General features: G+C 69.7%; 17 protein-coding genes. 8 read left to right on the top strand and 9 right to left on the bottom strand.

Going from position 1 to position 20,644, the window contains the following annotated elements:
* Positions 1-25: 25 nt before the first annotated feature.
* From OIE47_RS33775 to OIE47_RS33745, 7 genes are all read right to left on the bottom strand, one after another.
* On the bottom strand, positions 26-2,578 hold the full coding sequence (locus OIE47_RS33775) for an ABC transporter permease (RefSeq protein WP_326558591.1): 2,553 nt from the start codon (positions 2,576-2,578) through the stop codon (positions 26-28).
* On the bottom strand, positions 2,578-3,345 hold the full coding sequence (locus OIE47_RS33770) for an ABC transporter ATP-binding protein (protein ID WP_326563316.1): 768 nt from the start codon (positions 3,343-3,345) through the stop codon (positions 2,578-2,580). Before OIE47_RS33770 ends, OIE47_RS33775 begins: the two co-directional genes overlap by 1 nt.
* Positions 3,346-3,686: 341 nt before the next feature.
* The gene (locus OIE47_RS33765) at positions 3,687-6,245 is read right to left on the bottom strand and encodes an ABC transporter permease (RefSeq protein WP_326558590.1); all 2,559 of its coding nucleotides are present in this window, start codon (positions 6,243-6,245) and stop codon (positions 3,687-3,689) included.
* Positions 6,245-7,021 carry an ABC transporter ATP-binding protein gene (locus OIE47_RS33760; protein ID WP_326558589.1) on the bottom strand — a complete coding sequence of 259 codons (777 nt, stop codon included), beginning with the start codon at positions 7,019-7,021 and terminating at the stop codon, positions 6,245-6,247. The genes OIE47_RS33765 and OIE47_RS33760 overlap by 1 nt, the downstream gene beginning before the upstream one ends.
* A gap of 177 nt (positions 7,022-7,198) precedes the next feature.
* On the bottom strand, positions 7,199-7,906 hold the full coding sequence (locus OIE47_RS33755) for a response regulator transcription factor (protein WP_326558588.1): 708 nt from the start codon (positions 7,904-7,906) through the stop codon (positions 7,199-7,201).
* Positions 7,907-7,979: 73 nt separating this feature from the next.
* Entirely contained in the window at positions 7,980-9,278 is a 1,299-nt protein-coding gene (locus OIE47_RS33750; protein WP_326558587.1) for a sensor histidine kinase, read from the bottom strand.
* Between the two features lie 99 nt (positions 9,279-9,377).
* Positions 9,378-10,289: a RecB family exonuclease gene (locus OIE47_RS33745; protein WP_442792022.1), complete on the bottom strand. Its 912-nt coding sequence runs from the start codon at positions 10,287-10,289 to the stop codon at positions 9,378-9,380.
* A gap of 165 nt (positions 10,290-10,454) precedes the next feature.
* Between OIE47_RS33745 and OIE47_RS33740 the strand changes: the two genes are divergently transcribed.
* The 3 genes from OIE47_RS33740 to OIE47_RS33730 are packed head-to-tail and all read left to right on the top strand — an operon-like array spanning position 10,455 to position 13,136.
* On the top strand, positions 10,455-11,546 hold the full coding sequence (locus OIE47_RS33740; RefSeq protein WP_326563314.1) for a site-2 protease family protein: 1,092 nt from the start codon (positions 10,455-10,457) through the stop codon (positions 11,544-11,546).
* Complete coding sequence (locus tag OIE47_RS33735; RefSeq protein WP_326558586.1) at positions 11,543-12,526, top strand: tRNA (adenine-N1)-methyltransferase; 984 nt, start codon at positions 11,543-11,545, stop codon at positions 12,524-12,526. The genes OIE47_RS33740 and OIE47_RS33735 overlap by 4 nt, the downstream gene beginning before the upstream one ends.
* A gap of 37 nt (positions 12,527-12,563) precedes the next feature.
* Complete coding sequence (locus OIE47_RS33730) at positions 12,564-13,136, top strand: hypothetical protein (protein WP_326558585.1); 573 nt, start codon at positions 12,564-12,566, stop codon at positions 13,134-13,136.
* Positions 13,137-13,198: 62 nt separating this feature from the next.
* Here the strand turns inward: OIE47_RS33730 and OIE47_RS33725 are convergent, their stop codons facing one another.
* Positions 13,199-13,495: a ferredoxin gene (locus OIE47_RS33725; protein ID WP_326558584.1), complete on the bottom strand. Its 297-nt coding sequence runs from the start codon at positions 13,493-13,495 to the stop codon at positions 13,199-13,201.
* Between the two features lie 181 nt (positions 13,496-13,676).
* On the opposite strand from OIE47_RS33725, the gene arc reads away from it, so the two are divergent.
* Positions 13,677-15,458 (top strand): proteasome ATPase, encoded by a 1,782-nt coding sequence (gene arc, locus OIE47_RS33720; RefSeq protein ID WP_326558583.1) that lies wholly within the window; start codon positions 13,677-13,679, stop codon positions 15,456-15,458.
* Between the two features lie 73 nt (positions 15,459-15,531).
* Here arc and OIE47_RS33715 read toward each other — a convergent pair whose 3' ends face one another.
* Positions 15,532-16,017 (bottom strand): GtrA family protein, encoded by a 486-nt coding sequence (locus tag OIE47_RS33715; RefSeq protein ID WP_326558582.1) that lies wholly within the window; start codon positions 16,015-16,017, stop codon positions 15,532-15,534.
* An 85-nt stretch (positions 16,018-16,102) separates the two neighbouring features.
* Between OIE47_RS33715 and OIE47_RS33710 the strand changes: the two genes are divergently transcribed.
* The 4 genes from OIE47_RS33710 to dop all read left to right on the top strand — a co-directional run bounded on the left by OIE47_RS33710 (position 16,103) and on the right by dop (position 20,563).
* Complete coding sequence (locus tag OIE47_RS33710; RefSeq protein WP_326558581.1) at positions 16,103-17,737, top strand: DUF2142 domain-containing protein; 1,635 nt, start codon at positions 16,103-16,105, stop codon at positions 17,735-17,737.
* Positions 17,737-18,084, top strand: coding sequence for a DUF2304 domain-containing protein (locus OIE47_RS33705; RefSeq protein WP_326558580.1), 348 nt, complete (start codon positions 17,737-17,739; stop codon positions 18,082-18,084). The genes OIE47_RS33710 and OIE47_RS33705 overlap by 1 nt, the downstream gene beginning before the upstream one ends.
* Complete coding sequence (locus OIE47_RS33700) at positions 18,081-18,878, top strand: glycosyltransferase family 2 protein (RefSeq protein ID WP_326558579.1); 798 nt, start codon at positions 18,081-18,083, stop codon at positions 18,876-18,878. The genes OIE47_RS33705 and OIE47_RS33700 overlap by 4 nt, the downstream gene beginning before the upstream one ends.
* Before the next feature lie 167 nt (positions 18,879-19,045).
* On the top strand, positions 19,046-20,563 hold the full coding sequence (dop, locus tag OIE47_RS33695; RefSeq protein ID WP_442792021.1) for a depupylase/deamidase Dop: 1,518 nt from the start codon (positions 19,046-19,048) through the stop codon (positions 20,561-20,563).
* Positions 20,564-20,644: the final 81 nt, after the last annotated feature.

Genomic DNA, 20,644 nt, shown 5'->3' with positions numbered 1-20,644 from the left:
CACCACCCCCCGTCCCCCGGAGCGGCTATTCGTGCGCGATGGCCCCCAACACGTTGATCCGGGCGGCACGGATCGCCGGCAGCACCGCCGCGACCACGCCGACCACCGCGGCCAGGCCGATCAGTACGCCGAGCTGCGCCCACGGCAGGACCAGATCGGTGATGCCGTCGTCGCGTAGCGCGCGGACCACAGCCGCACCGAGACCGGTGCCGACGGCCATCCCGAGCAGCGCGCCGAAGACCGAGATCACCACGGCCTCCACGGTCACCATCCACATGGTCCGGGCCCGGTTCAGCCCGATCGCCCGGAGCAGCCCCAACTCGCGGGTCCGCTCCAGCACCGACAACGCCAGCGTGTTCACGATCCCGAGTACGGCGATCAGGATCGCCAGCGCCAGCAGGATCTGGATCATCCGGAGCAGGGTGTCGAACTGCCCGGTCTGCTGCTTGATGAACGCAGCCCGGTCGGCCACCGACACCTCGGGACTGTCCGCGAGCAGCGACTCGACCGCCGGCAGCACCTGCCCGACCGACGTGCCCGGGTCCAGTTGCACGTAGCCCTGCGACGGCCGGGGAATGGCGAAGTCCTTCGTCGCGGCCGGCGGCAGCAGGAAGCCGCTGTACAGCTCCGAATCGGCATAGATGCCGCTGATCGCGTAGGTGTGCGGGTCACCCCGGGACAGTTGCACCGGCACGGTGGAGCCGACGGCGAGGCCGAGGTCCCGCGCGGTGTCGGCGTCGACCAGCACCTGGTCCGGGGTGAGCGAGTCGATGCTGCCGGCGGTCGCCTTCAGCCCGTAGATGTCCCGCATCGCCGGCACGTCGTTGGTCGCGTTGACAAATTCGCGCTTCCCGTTGACCAGCGCCATGTCGCCCCAGAAACCGGCGACGGCCTTCACGCCGGGCAGGGCGGCGGCCCGGTCCAGGACCACCGGGTCGAAGGTCGGCGGCCGGGGCCCGGACTGCGCACCGGAGATCACCAGGTCGGCGCTGATGGTGTCCTCGGCCAGCCCCGAGATGCTCGACTTGGCCGAGTCCAGGATGATCGTCACTCCGGTGACCAGCGCGATGCCGATCATCAGGGCGGCGGCGGTGATCGCGGTCCGACGCGGGTTGCGACCGGAGTTGAGCCGGCCGAGCTTGCCCGGCACCGACCAGGAGAAGATCCGGCCGAGCAGGGACACCACCGGCCGGCTGATCACCGGGGTCAGCAGGGCCACCCCGATGAACGCGAGCAGCACACCACCCAGGATGGTGCCGAGGATCGCGTCGCCGGCCGTACCGGTCAGACCCAGGGTCAGCAGCCCGGCACCGAGTACCGACACCACCGCTCCGGCTACCGTGAGCTTGGTCAGGGGGCGATCCGGGGTGGCCACGTCCTGCATCGCCGCGATCGGCGGGATCCGGGAGGCGCGCATCGCCGGGATCAGCGCGGCGACCACCGTGATCAGGATCCCGACCGCGAACGAGCTGATCACCGCGATCGGTGGCACACCCACGCCGGCCAGTTCCAGGCCGCCGCCGAACTGCCCGAAAGCGTACGCCAGCAGGGCACCGACCCCGATCCCGGCGCCCAGGCCCAGGATCGAGGCGACCAGGCCGATCGCCACCGCCTCGACCAGGACCGAGCGGATCACCTGCCTGCCGCTGGCCCCGATCGCCCGCATCAGGGCCAGCTCACGGGTGCGCTGCGCCACGATGATCGAGAAGGTGTTGAGGATCAGGAAGGTGCCGACCAGCAGCGCCACCCCGGCGAAGCCGAGCAGGATCTGGTTGAAGAAGGCCAGTCCCTCCTTCAACCCGGCCGAGGAGTCGGCGGAGAGTTGCTTGCCGGTCTTCACCTCGTACCCGTCGCCGACCGCCGCCGCGACCCGGTCGCGCAGCGTGGCCTGGTCGACCCCGTCCTGGGCGCGTACGGCGATGTTGGTGAAGACGTTGGTCTCCCCGAGCATCAGCCGCTGGGCGACCGGGTCGGTGAACGCCACCTCGTTGACCCCGCCGAGGCTGTCCCGGTCACCGCTGTAACCGAAGACCCCGACCAGGGTGAACTCCTGTTTCGGCGCCAGGTCGACCAGTACGCCGACCCGGTCGCCGACCTTGACCTTGGCCGCCTTGGCCAGCCCGGCGTTGATCACGATCTCGGTGTCGGCGGTCGGGGCGCGGCCCTCGCGCAACTTCACCAGGTCGTCCTCGCCGGTCCAGTTCTCGCCGAGTTGCGGCGGCCCGAACGAGGTGACGACCTTGCCGTTGCTGCCGATCAGGCGGGCACCGTCGGTCGCCACCACCCCGGTCGCCTCGGCAACACCGGGCACCTTCCGTACGGCGTCCAGGGTGGCCGCCGGCAGCGGGTTCGCGAGCTGCTCGCCCTCGAACTCGTTCATCGCGATCTTCGGTTTCGCCGCCACGTTCACGTCGGTGTTGGCGTACGCGTCGCTGAACACCGAGTCGAAGGAACGCCCGAGGGTGTCGGTGAGCACGAACGAGCCGGAGACGAACATGACGCCCAGCACCACGGCCAGCCCGGACAGGATCAACCTGACCTTGCGGGCGAGCAGGCTCTTCAGGGTTGCGCGCAGCATCAGATCCCCGCCTCGGCGAGCCCGTCGAGCTTCTTCATCGTGTCGAGCACGGTCTCCGGGGTCGGTTCGATCAGTTCGGAGACGATGGCGCCGTCGGCGAGGAAGATGACGCGGTCGGCGTAGCTGGCGGCGACGGGGTCGTGGGTGACCATGACGATGGTTTGGTGGTGGTTGCGGACGCTGTCGCGGAGGAAGGTGAGGACTTCTGCGCCGGCTCGGCTGTCGAGGTTTCCGGTGGGTTCGTCGGCGAAGATGACGTCGGGTTTGGCGACGAGGGCGCGGGCGCAGGCGACGCGTTGTTGTTGGCCGCCGGAGAGTTGGTTGGGTCGGTGGTGGAGTCGGTCGGCTAGTCCGACGGTTTTGATGACGGTGTTGTACCAGTCGGGGTTTGGTTTGCGGCCGGCGATGGAGAGGGGGAGGAGGATGTTTTCTTCGGCGGTGAGGGTGGGGAGGAGGTTGAATTGTTGGAAGATGAAGCCGACTTTGTCGCGGCGGAGTTTGGTGAGTCCGTTGTCGTTGAGTCCGGTGACGGTGGTGTCGCCGATGTGGATGGTGCCGCGGGTGACGGAGTCGAGTCCGGCGAGGCAGTGCATGAGGGTGGATTTGCCGGAGCCGCTGGGTCCCATGATGGCGGTGTAGCGGGCTTGTTCGAATTCGGCGGTGACTCCGCGTAGGGCGATGACCTGCGCTTCACCGCTGCCGTACACCTTCCAAACCTCGTTGGCACGCGCAGCCGCCTGCGTGTTCTGGCCTACCGTCGCGGTCACTCGAATTCTCCTTCGATGAAAAGTCTGATCCGTCCGGGCACCCCTGGTCCGGCCGGCAGTCTCCATCGTCGGTGCCGCCGAAGCCCGACTCGTCCACCCCTGGGTGGAGCCACAGCGGATATTCCGCTGCGGGTCGGCCCGGATGCCCACTCAGGGTTGCCCCTGACTGCTGGCGACCCATTCCGATCGCCCTACCGGATCTTTCCGCAACGGAGCGCTTCGTGTGGTGATTTGACCGGATCGTCGAGCATGCCCGACCCGGTCACCGAGCGCCTTCACCGGCAGAAATGGCAGTGCGGGGCGGGCGCGAACGCCCACCCCGCACTCGTACCGGCGGTTGCTTACTCGTACGAGATCGCCTGCAGCACGTTGAGCCGCGACGCCCGCCAGGCCGGCCACGCGGCGGCCAGTACCCCGGCCAGCGCGGCCGCGACCAGGAAACCGACGAGCTGAAGGTACGGCAGCGCGACGATCGAGATCGCGTCCAGGTTGCGCAGCACCTCGGTGACCGTGACCCCGAGCGCCACCCCGAGTCCGACCCCGAGCAGGCAGCCGAAGACGGCCATCAGCAGTGACTCCACACCCACCATCGCCATGATCTGCCGGCGGCCCATGCCCACCGCCCGCAGCAGACCCAACTCCCGGGTGCGTTCGTAGATGCTGAGCACCAGGGTGTTGATGATGCCGAGGAACGCCACCAGTACGGCCAGCGCCAGCAGCACGTAGAAGATCACCAGCAGTTGGTCCACCGCCGAGGTCTGCTGCTTGATGAAGCTCGCCTGGTCGACCACGCTGACCAGCGGGTAGTCGGCCATGAGCTGCTCGACCTGGCGGGTCACCGCGATCACGTCGGTACCCTCGGAAACCTGGACCAGGCCCTGGAAGGCCAGCGGCCCGGCGAAGTACTTCACCTGCGACGGGGGCAGGATCACGCCGTTGGCCACCGTCGTCCGCTGGTAGATCCCGGCGATCGTGTACGTCCGGTCGCCGCCCACCGGCATGGTGACCACGAAGGTGCTGCCGAGCTTCCAGCCGTTGGTCTCCGCGGTGCCGTCGTCGACGATCGCCTCGTTCTGCCCGGTCGGGGTCAACGTGCCGGACACCTGCTCCATCGACATCAGGGACCGGGCGGTCGGCAGATCCGCCGCCTGGACGTACGAGTTCGCGTTGCCGTCGACCGGCAGCACCGCGAGGTGGGTCGCGAGGACCGCCGTGACGCCCGGAATCCGGGCCGCCTGGTCCAGCCGGGCCGGATCGAATCCCTCCTTGCCGGTCGGCGGCGCCACCACGCCCGTGGTCACGATGACCGCGGCGCTCAGGTCGTTCTCCACCAGGTCCGTCACGCTGGCCTTCAGCGACGCGCCGATCACGCTGACCGCACTGACCAGGGTCACGCCGACCATCAGCGCGGCGGCGGTCACCGCGGTCCGGCGCGGATTGCGCAGCGTGTTGCGCCGGCCGATCCCGGTCGCGGTGCCCCAGCTCACCAGGAGCCCGATCGTCCCGGCGACCGGGCGGGTCAGCGCCGGGGAGAGCAGCGCCACCCCGACCACGGCGAGCAGTACGCCACCGCCGAGCGCCACCGCGGTCAGCCCTTCCACGCCGACCAGCCCGATGCTGAGCAGCGCGACGCTGATCGCGGTGATCACCCCACCGGTGATGGTCAGCCCGCGCAGTGACTTGTCCGGCCGGACCACGTCGCGCATGGCCGCGATCGGCGGCACTCCTGCGGCCCGGACCGCCGGGACCAGCGCCGCGATCACCGTCATCACGACGCCGACCAGGTACGACGCCAGAATGGCGGTGCCGCTGACGGTGAGCCCGCCCTCGGGCAGGGGGAAACCGAGGGCACCGGTGAGCGCCTGCAGCCCCGCCGCGACCGCGATGCCCGCGCCCAGGCCCAGAGTGGACGCGATCACGCCCACCACCACTGCCTCGACCAGCACGCTGCCGGTGACCTGCCGCCAGCTCGCCCCGAGTGCCCGCAGCAGTGCCAGTTCCCGCGACCGCTGGGCAATGATGATGTTGAAGGTGTTGAAGATCAGGAACATCCCGACCAGCAGGGCGATCAACGCGAAGCCGAGGAAGAACCAGTTCACGAAGGTGAGCAGTTGCTTGAGCTGGGACGCCTGCTCGTCGGCCGCCTCCTGACCGGTGATCGCCTCGAACCCGGCCGGGGTGGCCGTGGCGACCCGCTGCTTCAGGGTCTCCTGCGACACCCCCGGCTCGGCCTCGAGCTGGGCGGCGCCGAACACCCCGGTGGTGCCGTAGAAGAGGCGCTGCGCCTCCGGCACGGTGAACCCGACCATCGTCTCGCCGCCGAGCGACGTCCGCCCGCCCGAGTACTCCAGCAGACCGACCACGGTCCACTCCGGGCTGGTGGCGCTCCGCGGCACGTAGATCTTGATCCGGTCACCGATCTTGTGACCGGTCTGCTCGGCCGTGTAGCGGGTCAGGGTGACCTCGCTGTCGGCCTGTGCGGCCCGACCCTCCGCCACGTGCAGCAGACCGTCGGCGACGAAGTCGTCGTCGGCCAGCCCGATCCCGAGGTGCGGGGCGCCGGCAGGCAGTGCCTTGCCGTTGTCCTTGCGGAACGGGGTTATCCCCTCCGAACTGGCGTCCCCGGCGACCGCGCGGACCCCGTCGACCGCGGCCAGCCGATCCAGGTCGGCCTCGGTCAGCAGCGGCGGAGTCACCTCCTCCCGCGCCTCGTCGGTGGCCTGCACCTGGACCGCGACGTCCTTGTTGATGGTCTGGAACAGCTGCTCGAACCGGCCGCCGAGGCTGTCGGTGAGCACGAAGGCGCTGGCCACGAACATCACGCCGAGGATGATCGCGAAACCGGACAGGACCAGCCGGAGCTTGCGTGAGAGCAGGCTCTTCAGCGTGGCACGCAGCATCACGCCACCTCGGCCTGGTGGGCCAGCACGTCCAGGTGCTTGAGGGTGTCGAGCACCGCCTCCGCCGTGGGGTCGGTCAACTCGTCCACGATGGCGCCGTCGGCGAGGAAGATGACGCGGTCGGCGTAGCTGGCGGCGACGGGGTCGTGGGTGACCATGACGATGGTTTGGTGGTGGTTGCGGACGCTGTCGCGGAGGAAGGTGAGGACTTCTGCGCCGGCTCGGCTGTCGAGGTTTCCGGTGGGTTCGTCGGCGAAGATGACGTCGGGTTTGGCGACGAGGGCGCGGGCGCAGGCGACGCGTTGTTGTTGGCCGCCGGAGAGTTGGTTGGGTCGGTGGTGGAGTCGGTCGGCTAGTCCGACGGTTTTGATGACGGTGTTGTACCAGTCGGGGTTTGGTTTGCGGCCGGCGATGGAGAGGGGGAGGAGGATGTTTTCTTCGGCGGTGAGGGTGGGGAGGAGGTTGAATTGTTGGAAGATGAAGCCGACTTTGTCGCGGCGGAGTTTGGTGAGTCCGTTGTCGTTGAGTCCGGTGACGGTGGTGTCGCCGATGTGGATGGTGCCGCGGGTGACGGAGTCGAGTCCGGCGAGGCAGTGCATGAGGGTGGATTTGCCGGAGCCGCTGGGTCCCATGATGGCGGTGTAGCGGGCTTGTTCGAATTCGGCGGTGACTCCGCGTAGGGCGATGACCTGCGCTTCACCGCTGCCGTACACCTTCCACACGTCACTCGCGCGCGCCGCCGCCGTACCGCCGGCCGCGGATGTTGTCCCCGTCACGATCTCTCCCTCGTTCGATTGACGACGGTTGCCGTCCCTGGGTCACGCTAGGTGGCCGAGGCAATCCGGCCATCCTGCCGGCGGAGGGTTTTCCGGTACGACCGTCGTACCCTCCCGGCTCCGACCAAAGGAGGGTACGGGCTCACCACGCTGCGTCGCACGACCGTTATCGGTGCGTCATGCCCCCGGACGGATCAGTCCCGACTCGTACGCCAACACGACCGCCTGCACCCGATCGCGCAGACCGAGTTTGGTGAGTACGTGTCCGACATGCGTCTTGATCGTGGTTTCACTGATCGACAACGTGCGTGCGATTTCCGCGTTGGACAGTCCACGGGCGATGTGCACCAGCACTTCACGCTCGCGCTCGGTGAGCACGTCGAGCGCCCTCGGCGGGGTCGCCGACGGGTCGGGCAGCACACCGGCGAACTGGTCCAGCAGCCGCTTGAGGATGCGCGGGGCGACCACCGCCTCACCAGCGGCCACCGTACGGATAGCGGTCACCAGGTCGTCCGCCGGTACGTCCTTGGCCAGGAAGCCGCTCGCACCGGCCCGCAACGCCCCCACCACGTATTCGTCCAGGTCGAACGTGGTCAGGATGAGCACCCGTACCGGCAGGCGGGACTCGACGATCGCCCGGGTCGCCGCCACCCCGTCCATCCGGGGCATCCGGATGTCCATCAGCACCACGTCGGGCAGCAGCCGGCGGGACAGGTCGACCGCCTCGGCACCGTCACCCGCCTCGCCCACGATGTCGAGGTCACTCTCGGCGCTGAGCACCATCCGGAACCCGGTACGCAGCAACGGCTGGTCGTCGGCGAGCAGGATCCGTACCGGCCGCGCCCCACCCCGCGTATAGGTACTGGCTTCGCCCTGCTCGGTCACGCCGTCTCCTCGCTTCGCTCGTCGTCGCCGTGACTGACTGACCAGAGTTGGCCGGTGACCTCGCGGTGCTCGGTCACGCCGTCTCCTCGTTGCTCGGTACGCCGAGGCGTTCCATCGGGACCTTCGCGTAGACCCGGAAGCCGCCGCCCGGACGGGGGCCGGTACGCAGGGTTCCACCGTAGAGGGCGACCCGTTCCCGCATCCCGACCAGGCCGTGTCCGGCGAGGTTGGGGTCGAGCGAGGGGCCGCGCCCGGTGTCCAGGATCTCGACCACCAGCCAGTAGACGCCGAAGGTGAGCCGGACCTGTGCGGTGGCCGTACCGGCGTGCTTGAGCGCGTTGGTCAGCGCCTCCTGCACGATCCGGAAGACGGTCAGGGCGAGGCTGGGCTCCAGCGGCGCCGGTACGCCGTCGACCCGCAGGGTGACCGGCAGACCCGCCTCGCGAACCTGGTCGACCAGCGACTCCAGTCCGGCGAGTCCGGGCTGCGGGGTGAGGTCGGCGGCCGGTTCGGCGTCGTCGGTACGCAGCACGTCGAGCAGCCGGCGCAGCTCCCGCAGCGTGGTCCGGCCGGTTTCCGCGATGCTGTCCAGCGCCTCGTCCGCGGCGGCGGGGTCGCGGGGCAGCACCCGTCGGGCACCGGTCGCCAGCACGCTCATCACGCTGACGTGGTGCGCGACCACGTCATGCAGCTCGCGGGCGATCCGCCGCCGCTCGTCGGCGACCGCCTGGTCGGCCATGGAGCGCTGGTTCTCCTCCGCCACCCGGGCACGCTCCTCCAGCGCCCGGATCGTCGCCCGCCGAGCGTGCACCGTACGTCCGACAAAAAAGCAGACCAACGCGATCAGTACGTTGGTGAACAGCAGATATCCCCCGGAGACCCCGATCTGGTCCCGGGCCGCCGGCAGTGCCAGGGCGGTGACCAGGATCGGCACCCAGAGCGCGGTGGCCACGAGGATCGCCCGGCGCAGGGTGAAGCCCGCGGCGGTGGTGTAGGTCAGCAGGATGAACGCCACCACCGCGGTCAGCGGCTGGTGCCCGTCGACCACCGCGGCGGCAAAACCGGTCAGCGCCAGTGCCACCGCAGCCGGCAGCCAGGCCCGGTGCAGCGCGATCGGCACCGCGCAGACCAGACTCCAGGTGATCGTTCTCGGCCATCCGTCGATGGTGGCCTCGGGTGGTCCGGTCGCCACCAGCAGCACCTCGGTCAGTACGACCAGAGCCGCCAGGAGAACGTCCCGGCCGAACGTGGCCGGGACGTACCCGGTGGGAAGCAGGCCCCGCCGCCACCCGGTGGGCGGGCGCGGCCCGGCGTCCGGTCCGGTCCCACCCGGCGGCCGGTCGAGGACGGCCGGGACGTCGATGCGGGTCATGTTCCGCACGGTAGCCGCTGCCGGGGTGCCGACGTCCGCACCCAGGGGTGGAATGCGCCTCCTCCTTGAGGAGGAGGGCCACCGGCCTCGGGAGGAGGGCTACTCGTCCACGGCGGGCCCGGCGGACCGGCTGGGTTGCTCCGGCACGACCGCGGTGACCGTCAACTCCGGGAACGGCGGCGGCGTGCCGCCGTAGGCGGGGCAGAGCGCCTGGTGGCTGCACCAGTCGCAGAGCCGGCTCGGCTTCGGCCGGAAGTCCTGCTTGGCGGTGGCCTGCTCGATCGCCCGCCAGAGGGCGACCAGGGTGCGCTCGAACCGGGCGAGTTCGTCGGCGTCCGGCGCGTAGTCGCAGATCTCGGCGTCCTTGAGGTAGAGCAGCCGGAGCACCTTCGGCACCACCCCACGGGTACGCCAGAGCACCAGCGCGTAGAACTTGAGCTGGAACAGCGCACGTGCCTCGAACGCCTCCCTGGGTGCTCCTCCGGTCTTGTAGTCGACCACCCGCAACGCCCCGTCCGGGGCGACGTCGAGCCGGTCGATGTAACCGCGGATCAGCAACTCGTCGTCGACGACCGTGGAGATCAGCGTCTCCCGCTCGGCGGGCTCGAGCCGGCGGGGGTCCTCCACCGTGAAGTAACCCTCGAGCAGCCGGCGCGCCGAGCCGAGGAACTCGGTCACGTCGATCGCCGCGTCCTCGGGGAACAGGTCGGTCAGCTCCGGCTCCCGGGCCACCAACTGGTCCCACTGCGGTGTCACCAGGTCGTCCGCGGCCGCCGGTGTGCGGTCCGCCGCGGGCAGGTCGAAGAGCCTTTCCAGCACCGCGTGCACCAGGGTGCCGCGAATCTGGTCCAGGCTGGTCCGCTCGGGCAACCGGTCGATGCTGCGGAACCGGTAGAGCAGCGGGCAGGTCTTGAAATCCGCCGCCCGCGACGGCGAGAGGGAGGGCCCGGGGGGCCGCTCGGCCACCGGGGATCGCCCGGCCGTCTGCTTCGTCACCATCTCCGCCACCATGACCGGAAGGCTAGGCCACCGGTACGACGGTTACGCGGGCACGGGCCCCCGGAAGCAAGCCGCGGGCGAGCTTGCTCCGCGCGGTTACGTAGCATCGACACGGTGCAGCAGAGTTCAAGGCGGCAAACCCGGCCGGACCGCCGTCCCGGCCTCGCCGTCGGGCGGGTGCTCGGGGTACCGGTCTACGTCAACGCCTCGATGGTGCTGCTGGCCGTCCTGGTGACCGTGGTGTACGGCGAGTTCGTCCGTCGTGAGCTGGAGCTGTCGCAGGTCACCGGCTATCTGGTCGGCTTCGGATTCGTGGTCTGCCTGCTCGGTTCGGTGCTCCTGCACGAACTCGGTCACGCGGTGACCGCCCGCCGGCACGGCATCGGCGTACGCGGGATCACGCTCGAACTGCTCGGCGGCTACACCGAGATGGACCGTGACGCGCCGACACCCCGGGTGGACCTGCTGGTCTCGCTCGCCGGCCCGGCCGTGTCCCTGGTGCTCGGCCTGGCCGCGGTGGTGGCCGCCGTGCTGCTGCCCGATCGCACCCTGCCCGACCAGTTCGCCCTGCAACTGGCGGTGAGCAACCTCATCGTGGCGGTTTTCAACATCCTGCCCGGTCTGCCGCTCGACGGCGGCCGTGCGCTGCGTGCCCTGGTCTGGGCGGCCAGTCGGGATCGGCACCTCGGCACCGAGGTCGCCGGTTGGGCCGGCCGGGCCGTCGCGGTGGTCACCGCCGTACTGGTCGGGGTGCTGACCTGGGTCGGGCTGATCGCGCCACTGGGTCTGGCCCTGATGGTGCTGGTCGCCTTCACTCTCTGGCAGGGGGCCGGCCAGTCCATCCGGATGGCCCGGATCAGCCGCCGGTTCCCCCTCATCGACCTGCACCAGCTCGCCCGCCCGGTGTTCCGGGTGCCCACCGGGACCCCGCTGGCCGAGGCGCAGCGGCGGGGATCGGCGACCGGGCCGGCACCGGTGGCGCTGGGCGTCGACGACTCGTCGGGCCGGCTGGTCGCCCTGGTCGACCGGGCCGCCGCCGACGCGGTGCCGGTGGACCGGCGGCCATGGGTCGCGGTCGACACGGTGGCCCGTGGCCTGGACGGACTTCCGACCCTCCCGGTGGATCTGGACGGCGAGGAGGTCATCCAGGCCGTGCAGACCGACCCGGGCGCGCAGTATCTCGTGACGTCAGGCGAAGATGTCGTCGGCGTTCTGCACATCGCCGATCTGGCGCAGCTCCTGGAGCCGAAACGAAAGATGACTCAGTGACCGCACAGCCCACCACCGCCCACCCCACCGACGCCGAGCCGGTACCGGCCCACCGTGGCCCGTTCCGGCCGGGTGACCGGGTGCAGTTGACCGATCCGAAGGGTCGGATGCACACGATCACGTTGGAGGGGGGCAAGTCGTTCCACACCCACCGGGGTGCGCTCGAGCACGACGACCTGATCGGCCTGCCCGACGGCAGTGTGGTCACCTCCGCGGGCGGGACCGCGTACCTCGCGTTGCGCCCCCTGCTCTCCGACTACGTGCTCTCCATGCCCCGTGGCGCCCAGGTGATCTACCCGAAGGACGCCGCCCAGATCGTCGCCATGGGCGACATCTTCCCCGGTGCGAAGGTGCTCGAGGCGGGTGCCGGCTCCGGTGCGCTGGCCTGCTCCCTGCTGCGCGCGGTCGGCCCGACCGGTGAGCTGCACTCGTACGAGCTGCGCGACGACTTCGCCCAGATCGCCCGGCGCAACGTGGAAGCCTTCTTCGGCGGTCCGCACCCGTCCTGGCACCTGACCGTGGGCGACGTGGCGACCTGCCAGGAGCCGGAGTTCGACCGGATCATCCTGGACCTGCTCGCCCCGTGGGACGTACTCGACCTGGTGGCGCGCACGCTGGTGCCCGGCGGGGTGTTCATCGGCTACGTGGCCACCACGACCCAGCTCTCCGACCTGGTCGAGGCGTTGCGCGAGCGCGGCGGCTTCACCGAGCCACGTGCCTGGGAGTCGCTGGTGCGGGACTGGCACCTGGAGGGGCTGGCGGTGCGCCCCGACCACCGGATGATCGCGCACACCGCGTTCCTGGTCTCCGCCCGCAAGCTGGCACCCGGCGTGATCGCGCCGCCGCGGCGTCGCAAGCCGAGCAAGGGCGTCGAGGCGTACGCGGCGCGCAAGGCGGGACTGCGGGCGGCGGAGCAGGCCGTTCGGGACGCGGAGTCGGCACCGCTCGCCCCGGCGGGTGGCGTGGACGAGGCGGGGTAGAGGGACGTGCAGTGATCATCAACCTCGGGAGGTCCGCATGAGCAGGCCCACCTTCGGCGGCGGGGACCTCCCCGCCGTCTTCCCGGACTGGTCGCCGTACCAGGACCTGGAGTCGGCTGCGCGGGCGTACCTCCGCGACCCCGAGGTGGCGCTGGAGGCGCTGGGCGGCGTGCTGCGCGGCGCCTCCGTGCTGGGGTTCACCCTGGAACGGTTCGTCAACGAGGTGAACGGGGTCTGGCAGGAGGTGGCGGTCTGCGACGGCAGCCGGTTGATCCTCTGGCACGGTGAGGACATCCCGCCGGACGACGGGCCGGCCGGGTCGATGACCTCTTCGCTGCGGGTCGTCCCGGTCTCGACGGTCACCGAGGTGGGGTGCCGCCGACGGCTGACCCGGACCCCGAGCGGCGGCGTACGGGTCGACAGCATCGACGTCTACCTGCTGCTCAGCTCGTTGGACGAGGGGGTCCCGGCGGACGAGGTGGTGGGTTCACCCCGGCACGACGCGCTGCGCTTCGGCAAGACCTTCGACGACGGCGGGGCGGGGCAGATCGCCCGGCTCGAGGAGTTTGCCCGACTGGTCGCCTCGGTACTCGGCCGTCCCATGCTGTGAGCCGGTCCCGCCGGCTTCGTCTCCCCGGCCGAGCCGGGAAGCTCGGGTCGTCCGCGCCCGGATCAGTCCTCGGCGTCCGGACCGGCGACCTCGACGTCGTCCCGGCTGCGCAGCACGTGGATGCAGTCGCCCGGGCACTCCTTGGCCGCGTCGATCACGTCGAGCCGCAGGTGGGCGGGTACGTCGACCCGGCTGCCCGGGGCGAGCAGCATCTCGCCCGAGCCGTCCTTGACGTACGCCAGGCCGTCGATGTCGAACTCGAAGACCTCCGGGGCGTACTGCACGCAGAGGCCGTCGCCGGTGCAGAGGTCCTGGTCCACCCAAACACGCAGCTCATCGGTCTCGGTCTGGGTTACCACGATGACCCCTCCATCCGTTCGTCCGGCACGTACCCGACGGTACCCGAACGCCCCCGTACGACCCCAGCGGCGTCCCCCGTGACGATCAAGGTTCGGTGACGAGGGTGTTGCATGGGACCGAATCGGCGTCATAGCGGCTAGTGTTAGGGCAGAACGTTCAAGCCCCCCGGGGAGGTGGGACGTGGCACGCAGCGACGACGCGGACTCGCGCGCCGCACGGTGGGAGAAGGAGGCCCACGATCTCTCCACCCAGGTCGCGTTCCTTCAGGAGGAACTGGCCTTGGTGCGGCGCAAGCTGACCGAAAGCCCCCGACACGTCCGGCAGCTCGAGGAGCGACTGGCGGCTACCCAGGCGCAGCTAGCTCGACTGACCGAGAACAACGACCGGCTCGTGAGCACCCTCAAAGAGGCACGGGCCCAGATCGTCACGCTCAAGGAAGAGATCGACCGGCTGGCTCAACCACCCAGCGGGTACGGCGTCTTCCTCGCGCGGCACGACGACGGCACGGTGGATGTCTTCACCGGCGGTCGGAAGCTGCGCGTGGCGGTATCTCCGTCACTGGAGGTCGACGAGCTACGACGTGGTCAGGAGGTCCTGCTCAACGACGCGCTCAACATTGTTGACGCGTTCGGATTCGAGCGGGTCGGAGAGGTCGTGATGCTCAAGGAGGTGTTGGAGAATCCCACCGGCGGTCCGGGTGACCGGGCCTTGGTGATCTCCCACTCCGACGAGGAGCGGATCGTGCATCTCGCCGAGACACTGATCGGCTCGTCGATTCGAGCCGGCGACTCGCTCATGATCGAACCGCGCTCGGCGTACGCGTACGAGCGGATTCCCAAGAGCGAGGTGGAGGAACTCGTCCTCGAGGAGGTGCCCGACGTCGACTACAGCGACATCGGTGGCCTCCAGTCCCAGATCGAGCAGATCCGGGATGCGGTCGAGTTGCCGTTCCTGCACGCCGAGCTGTTCCGGGAGCACCAGTTGCGCCCGCCGAAGGGCATCCTGCTCTACGGTCCGCCGGGCTGCGGGAAGACCTTGATCGCCAAGGCGGTGGCAAACTCGCTGGCGAAGAAGATCGCCGAGCGACGTGGTGAGCAGAAGCACACCAGCTACTTCCTGAACATCAAGGGTCCGGAGCTGCTCAACAAGTACGTCGGCGAGACCGAGCGGCACATCCGGCTGATCTTCCAGCGTGCTCGGGAGAAGGCCGGCGAGGGCACTCCGGTCATCGTGTTCTTCGACGAGATGGACTCGGTGTTCCGTACCCGGGGCTCCGGTGTCTCCTCGGACGTGGAGAACACGATCGTTCCGCAGCTACTCAGCGAGATCGACGGCGTGGAGGGGCTGGAGAACGTCATCGTGATCGGCGCCTCCAACCGGGAGGACATGATCGACCCGGCCATCCTGCGTCCGGGCCGACTCGATGTGAAGATCAAGATCGAGCGGCCGGACGCCGAGGCGGCCCGGGACATCTTCTCCAAGTACATCCTCACCGGGCTGCCACTGAACTCGGACGACCTCACCGAGCACGGGCAGGATGCCCAGGCGACGGTGGCGGCCATGATCGAGGCCGTGGTCCTGCGGATGTACTCCGAAACCGAGGAGAACCGGTTCCTCGAGGTCACCTATGCCAACGGTGACAAAGAGGTGCTCTACTTCAAGGATTTCAACTCCGGCGCGATGATCCAGAACATCGTCGACCGGGGCAAGAAGATGGCGATCAAGGAGTTCCTCTCCTCCGGACGCAAGGGGCTGCGCCTGCAGCACCTGCTCGACGCCTGCGTCGACGAGTTCCGGGAGAACGAGGACCTGCCGAACACCACCAACCCGGACGACTGGGCCCGGATCTCCGGCAAGAAGGGCGAGCGGATCGTCTACATCCGTACGCTCGTCTCCGGGGGCAAGGGCGCCGAGGCCGGCCGTTCCATCGAAACCGCGAGCAACACCGGTCAGTACCTCTGACCTGATCAGCGATGAACGGGGGGCGACGCAGTACGCGTCGCCCCCCGTTGTCGATCTCCCCGGTGCTACCCGGTCAGCCGAGCTTCGCCTCCGCCGCCGGGGTCGGGTCGCGGAAGACCCAGGCCCGGTAGACCACGAAGTTGAGCGTGGTCAGCACCACCAGCGCGACGCACTTGGCCACGAGGTAGTTCAGCCCGAGGCCGGCGAGGGCCGCGACCATCAGTACGGTGAGCACCCAGTTGACGCCGACCAGGATGAGGTAGCGGACGAGCTGCCCACCGGCCCCGCCGGTGGAGGAGAAGACCCAGCTCCGGTTGAGCAGGAAGTTCAGCCCGGTCGAGGTCACCACCCCGAGGAACGTCGCGAGCGGCAGCCAGACGTCGAACGCTCCGTGCAGGAGCCAGAGCAGGCCGGTGTCGAGCGCCGCGCTCCCACCACCCACCACCAGGTACCGGACGAAACCGGTGTTGAGGAGTCGGCGCACCAGGCCGCTCGGCCGGGCGGATCCGGACGCGGGCTCCCGGGTGTCGGGAGCGCTCTGATCGGCAGTCGTCGTCACGACCGGTGAGCATAGCGGCGTACGCGCCGGAGTGCGTTCGGACCCGAACCCGCTCGAAGCCCGACATCGAGTACCCTCGGCACCCGTGACCACCCCCATGGCCGCACCCGCCCGGCCCCACCCGTCGGCTCGGCCCGCCACAGGTCTGCTACTGCGAGTGATGTTGCCGTTCGCCGGCTTCTTCCTGCTGTTCGCGGCCTGGGCCATCGCCACGCCCTACGACGGCACGCCGGACGAGATGCGGCACATCCAGCACGCGTACGGGGTGGCCTCCGGCGACATCGCTCCCGCACCGGCAAAAGAGGGCAAATTTCCCGGCGCGTACCACGAGGTGCCGAAGAGCCTGATCCGCAGCAACTGCTTCGCGCACCACCCGGACCAGGACGCCGGCTGTGCCAGGGAGCCCGGTGGTGACGAGACCCTGGTCAAGGTGCTCACCCCGGCCGGTCGTTACAACCCCGCGTACTACCTGACCGTGGGCTGGCCGCTGGTGCTCTCCCCGAACATGGCCGGCGTACTGCTCGCCCGGCTGCTCAGTGCCGCCCTGGTCGCCGCCCTGTTCGCCTGGGCGACCTCGGTGGCCCTGACCCTGCGACACCGCCTCGCCTTCGGCGGGATCCTGGTCGCGGTCACCCCCATCACCGCGCACCTCGCCGGGGCGATCAACCCGAACGCGGTCGAGATCGCGGCCGGTGCCGCCATGGTCGTGGGACTGATCGCCATCCTGCTCGAACCGGAGGGCGCCGGCCGGCGGCGGTCCGCCTGGTGGCTCGCCGGGGTGGGTGGCGCGGTGCTGCTCACCGTACGGTCGGGTGGCCCGGCCTGGTTCGCGGTCATCGCCGCGGTCCTGCTCATCGGGCTGACCCTGCCGGCGTACCGCGCCCTGCTGCGTTCCCGGCGGTTCTGGATCCTGTCCGGTGCGCTCGCGGCGACCGGGATCGCCTCGGTCGGCTGGACCCTCTGGAAGAAGACCGCCGAGATCACCCCGAACGGCGTGGGCAGTCGGCACCTGGGGCTGGTCGGCGCGATGAAGATCGAGATTCTCGACCGGTGGAACAGCTACATCCAGGAACTGGTGGGGGTGCTCGGCTGGCTGGACACCCCGCTGCCCATGGTGATCAACCTTGCCTGGTACTTCTCGGTCGGCACCCTGGTCCTGCTGGCGCTCGCCCTGGGTGGGAACGCCGCGCGCTGGCGGGTCGCCGGGCTCGGCGTACTGGGCATGCTGGTGCCGAGCGTGATCGAGGCGATCAACGTCAACGAGTACGCGTTCATCGGCCAGGGGCGGTACTTCCTGCCGCTGCTGGTCGGGGTGCCGATCCTGGCCGCGTACACGGTGGCCGAGAGCGGTCTGGTCGACCCGCTGCGCAAGCTGATCCGGCTCTTTGTCCTCCTGCTGGTTCCCGCGCATCTCGCCGCCCTGGCCTACACGATGGTGCGCTTCCAGCAGGGGCTGCCGCCCCGGCGCGGGGTGATCTCGTTCAACGTCCTGGGCGGTGAGTGGCAACCCGCGCTCGGGTCGATCACCCCGATCCTGCTCGCCGTCGTGGCCGGCGCCATCCTGGTCGCGTACCACTGGCGGCTCACCGCGCCGGAGCGGGTGCTGCCCGCGGGTACCGCCCCCGACCCGGACGGGCTCGTCCCCGACCCGCAACCCACGCAACGGGAACTCGTCGACGTCGTCGCCGGCCCGCGCTCGCGAGAGGAACCGACCTCCTGATGCGACTGACTCTGCTGACCGGAATCACCGGCCTGGTCCTGCTGGTGGTCGTGGTCGAGCTGATGCGCCGCCGCCAACTGCGGGAGAAGTACGCCGCACTCTGGATCGGCGTCGCCCTGGTGGCGCTGCCGCTCGCCTTCTTCCCCCGGCTGCCGGACGAGATCGCCGGCGCGCTCGGCGTGGTCAGCGGCGTCAGCCTGGTGCTCTTCGGTGGCGTGGTCTTCCTGCTTCTGATCAGCATTCATCTGAGCTGGGAACTCAGCCGCCTGGAGGAGGAGACCCGGGTGCTCGCCGAAGACGTGGCACTGCTGCGGGCCGAGGTCCGCCGGGAAGAGGTGGAACGGTGATCGCCGACAAGCGGATCCTGATCGTCATCCCGGCCTGGAACGAGGCCGGTTCCATCGCCGACGTGGTACGCGAGGTCGGTACCGCACTGCCCACCGTCGACGTGCTCGTGGTCGACGACGGCTCGCGGGACCGGACCTCGGCGCAGGCCCGGTCCGCCGGTGCGGCGGTGCTGCAGCTCCCGTACAACCTCGGGGTCGGCGGGGCGATGCGGCTCGGCTACCGGTACGCCCGCGACCACGGCTACGACGTGGCCATCCAGGTCGACGCGGACGGCCAGCACGACCCGCTGTTCGTGCCCGAACTGGTGAGCGCCCTGGACCACGCCGACCTGGTGATCGGCGCCCGGTTCGCGGGCGTCGGCGACTACGCCGTACGCGGGCCGCGCAAGTACGCGATGTCGTTGCTCGCGGGCGTACTCAGCCGGATCACCGGATCGCGGCTGACCGACACCACCTCCGGGTTCCGGGCCGCCAACCGGCAGGTGATCGAGCTGTTCGCTCGTGCCTACCCGGTGGAGTACCTCGGCGACACGGTCGAGACCGTGGTGCACGTGGCCCGGGTCGGCCTGCGGGTGGTGCAGGTCCCGGTCGCCATGCGGGCCCGGATGGCCGGTACGCCCAGCCAGTCCGTCGCCAAGGCCTCGTTCTACCTCGGACGGGCGATGGTGGTGCTCGGCCTGGCGCTGGTACGCCGCTACGAGCCGGTCCCGAAGCCCACGCCCCGCCCGCTGGTGCCGAGCCAACGGCAACCGGTCGACACGGAGGCGTACCCGGTGCCCGTTCAGGGCGAGTAGCGCGGACCCGGCTCCCGCCGGGCGGTCCGCAAGGGCGCACAACCGCGCGCAACGGGGTGACACCGGCCAATAGGTGCATTCCGCGGCCGTGTCGTCACATCGGGCGAACGGATGAGCCTGAAAGCGGACTACGCTCGCCTCATGGAAGAGGAAAGTGGGGCAGCGGCATGAGCGTACGGCGGATCATGGGCGCCGAGGTCGAATACGGTATCTCGGTTCCCGGGCAGGCCGGGGCCAATCCGATGGTCACCTCGTCACAGGTGGTCAACGCCTACGGCGCACGTCCCGAGTTGACCCGTGGCGGTCGTGCTCGGTGGGACTACGAGGAGGAGTCACCGCTGCGCGACGCGCGCGGTTTCACCTACTCCGGTGCGGCCTACGACCCGGCTGAGGCGCTCGCCGACGAGGATCTGGGCCTGGCGAACGTGATACTGACCAACGGTGCCCGGCTCTACGTCGACCACGCCCACCCGGAGTACTCGACTCCCGAGGTGACCAACCCGATGGACCTGGTCCGTTGGGACAAGGCGGGGGAGCGGGTGATGGCCGAGGCGGCCCGGCGGGCCGAGACGATTCCCGGTACCCACCCGATCCACCTCTACAAGAACAACACCGACAACAAGGGCGCCAGCTACGGCGCGCACGAGAACTACCTGATGCGCCGGCAGACCCCGTTCGCCGACATCGTCAACTACCTCACCCCGTTTTTCGTGACCCGGCAGATCTTCTGCGGGGCGGGTCGGGTCGGTATCGGCCAGGACGGTTCGCAACCGGGCTTCCAGATCTCCCAACGTGCGGACTTCTTCGAGGTCGAGGTCGGCCTGGAGACCACCCTGAAGCGGCCGATCATCAACACCCGCGACGAGCCGCACTCGGACGCCGACAAGTACCGCCGGCTGCACGTGATCATCGGCGACGCGAACCTCTCCGAGATCTCGACCTACCTCAAGGTCGGCACCACCGCCCTGATCCTGACGATGATCGAGGAGAAGGCCCTCAGCCCCGACCTCGGCATCGCCGATCCGGTGGCGGAGTTGCGCTCGGTCAGCCACGACCCGTCGCTGTCGCATCTGATGCGGCTGCGTGACGGCCGCCGGCTCACCGCGCTCGACCTGCAGTGGGCGTACTACGAGCGGGCGCGGGCCTTCGTCGAGGAGCGGTACGGCGCCGACGCCGACGAGCAGACCCTGGACGTGCTGGAGCGGTGGGAGGGTGTCCTGGACCGGCTCGGCCGCGACGCGATGCTCTGCGCCGGCGAGCTGGACTGGGTGGCGAAGCTGCGGCTGCTGGAGGGCTACCGGGAGCGGGAGAAGCTCGGCTGGGCCTCGCACAAGCTGCAACTGGTCGACCTGCAGTACTCCGACGTACGCCCGGAGAAGGGTCTCTACCACCGGCTGGTGGCTCGGGGGTCGATGGCCACGCTGCTGCCCGACGAGGAGACCCGGCGGGCGATGGTCGAGCCGCCCGAGGACACCCGCGCCTACTTCCGGGGTCGCTGCCTGGCCCAGTACGCCTCCGAGGTGGTCGCGGCGAGCTGGGATTCGGTCATCTTCGACGTCGGCCGGGAGTCCCTGGTCCGGGTGCCGATGATGGAACCGGAGCGCGGCACGCGCAAGCACGTGGGGGCGTTGTTCGACCGCTGCCCGAGTGCCAAGGACCTGCTGGAGACCATCACGGGCAACTGATCGGGGGAGCCGCTCCGGGATTTTCGTCGAAGATCGGTGCTGTGGCATGCTTCCGTGTCACGTGCTCCGTTCCCACCCCGG

Source organism: Micromonospora sp. NBC_01796, from assembly GCF_035917455.1.
In the GTDB taxonomy this organism is placed as follows: domain Bacteria; phylum Actinomycetota; class Actinomycetes; order Mycobacteriales; family Micromonosporaceae; genus Micromonospora_G.
Note: the sequence above shows the minus strand (reverse complement) of the source record. Positions and strands in the feature narration are given on the sequence as shown.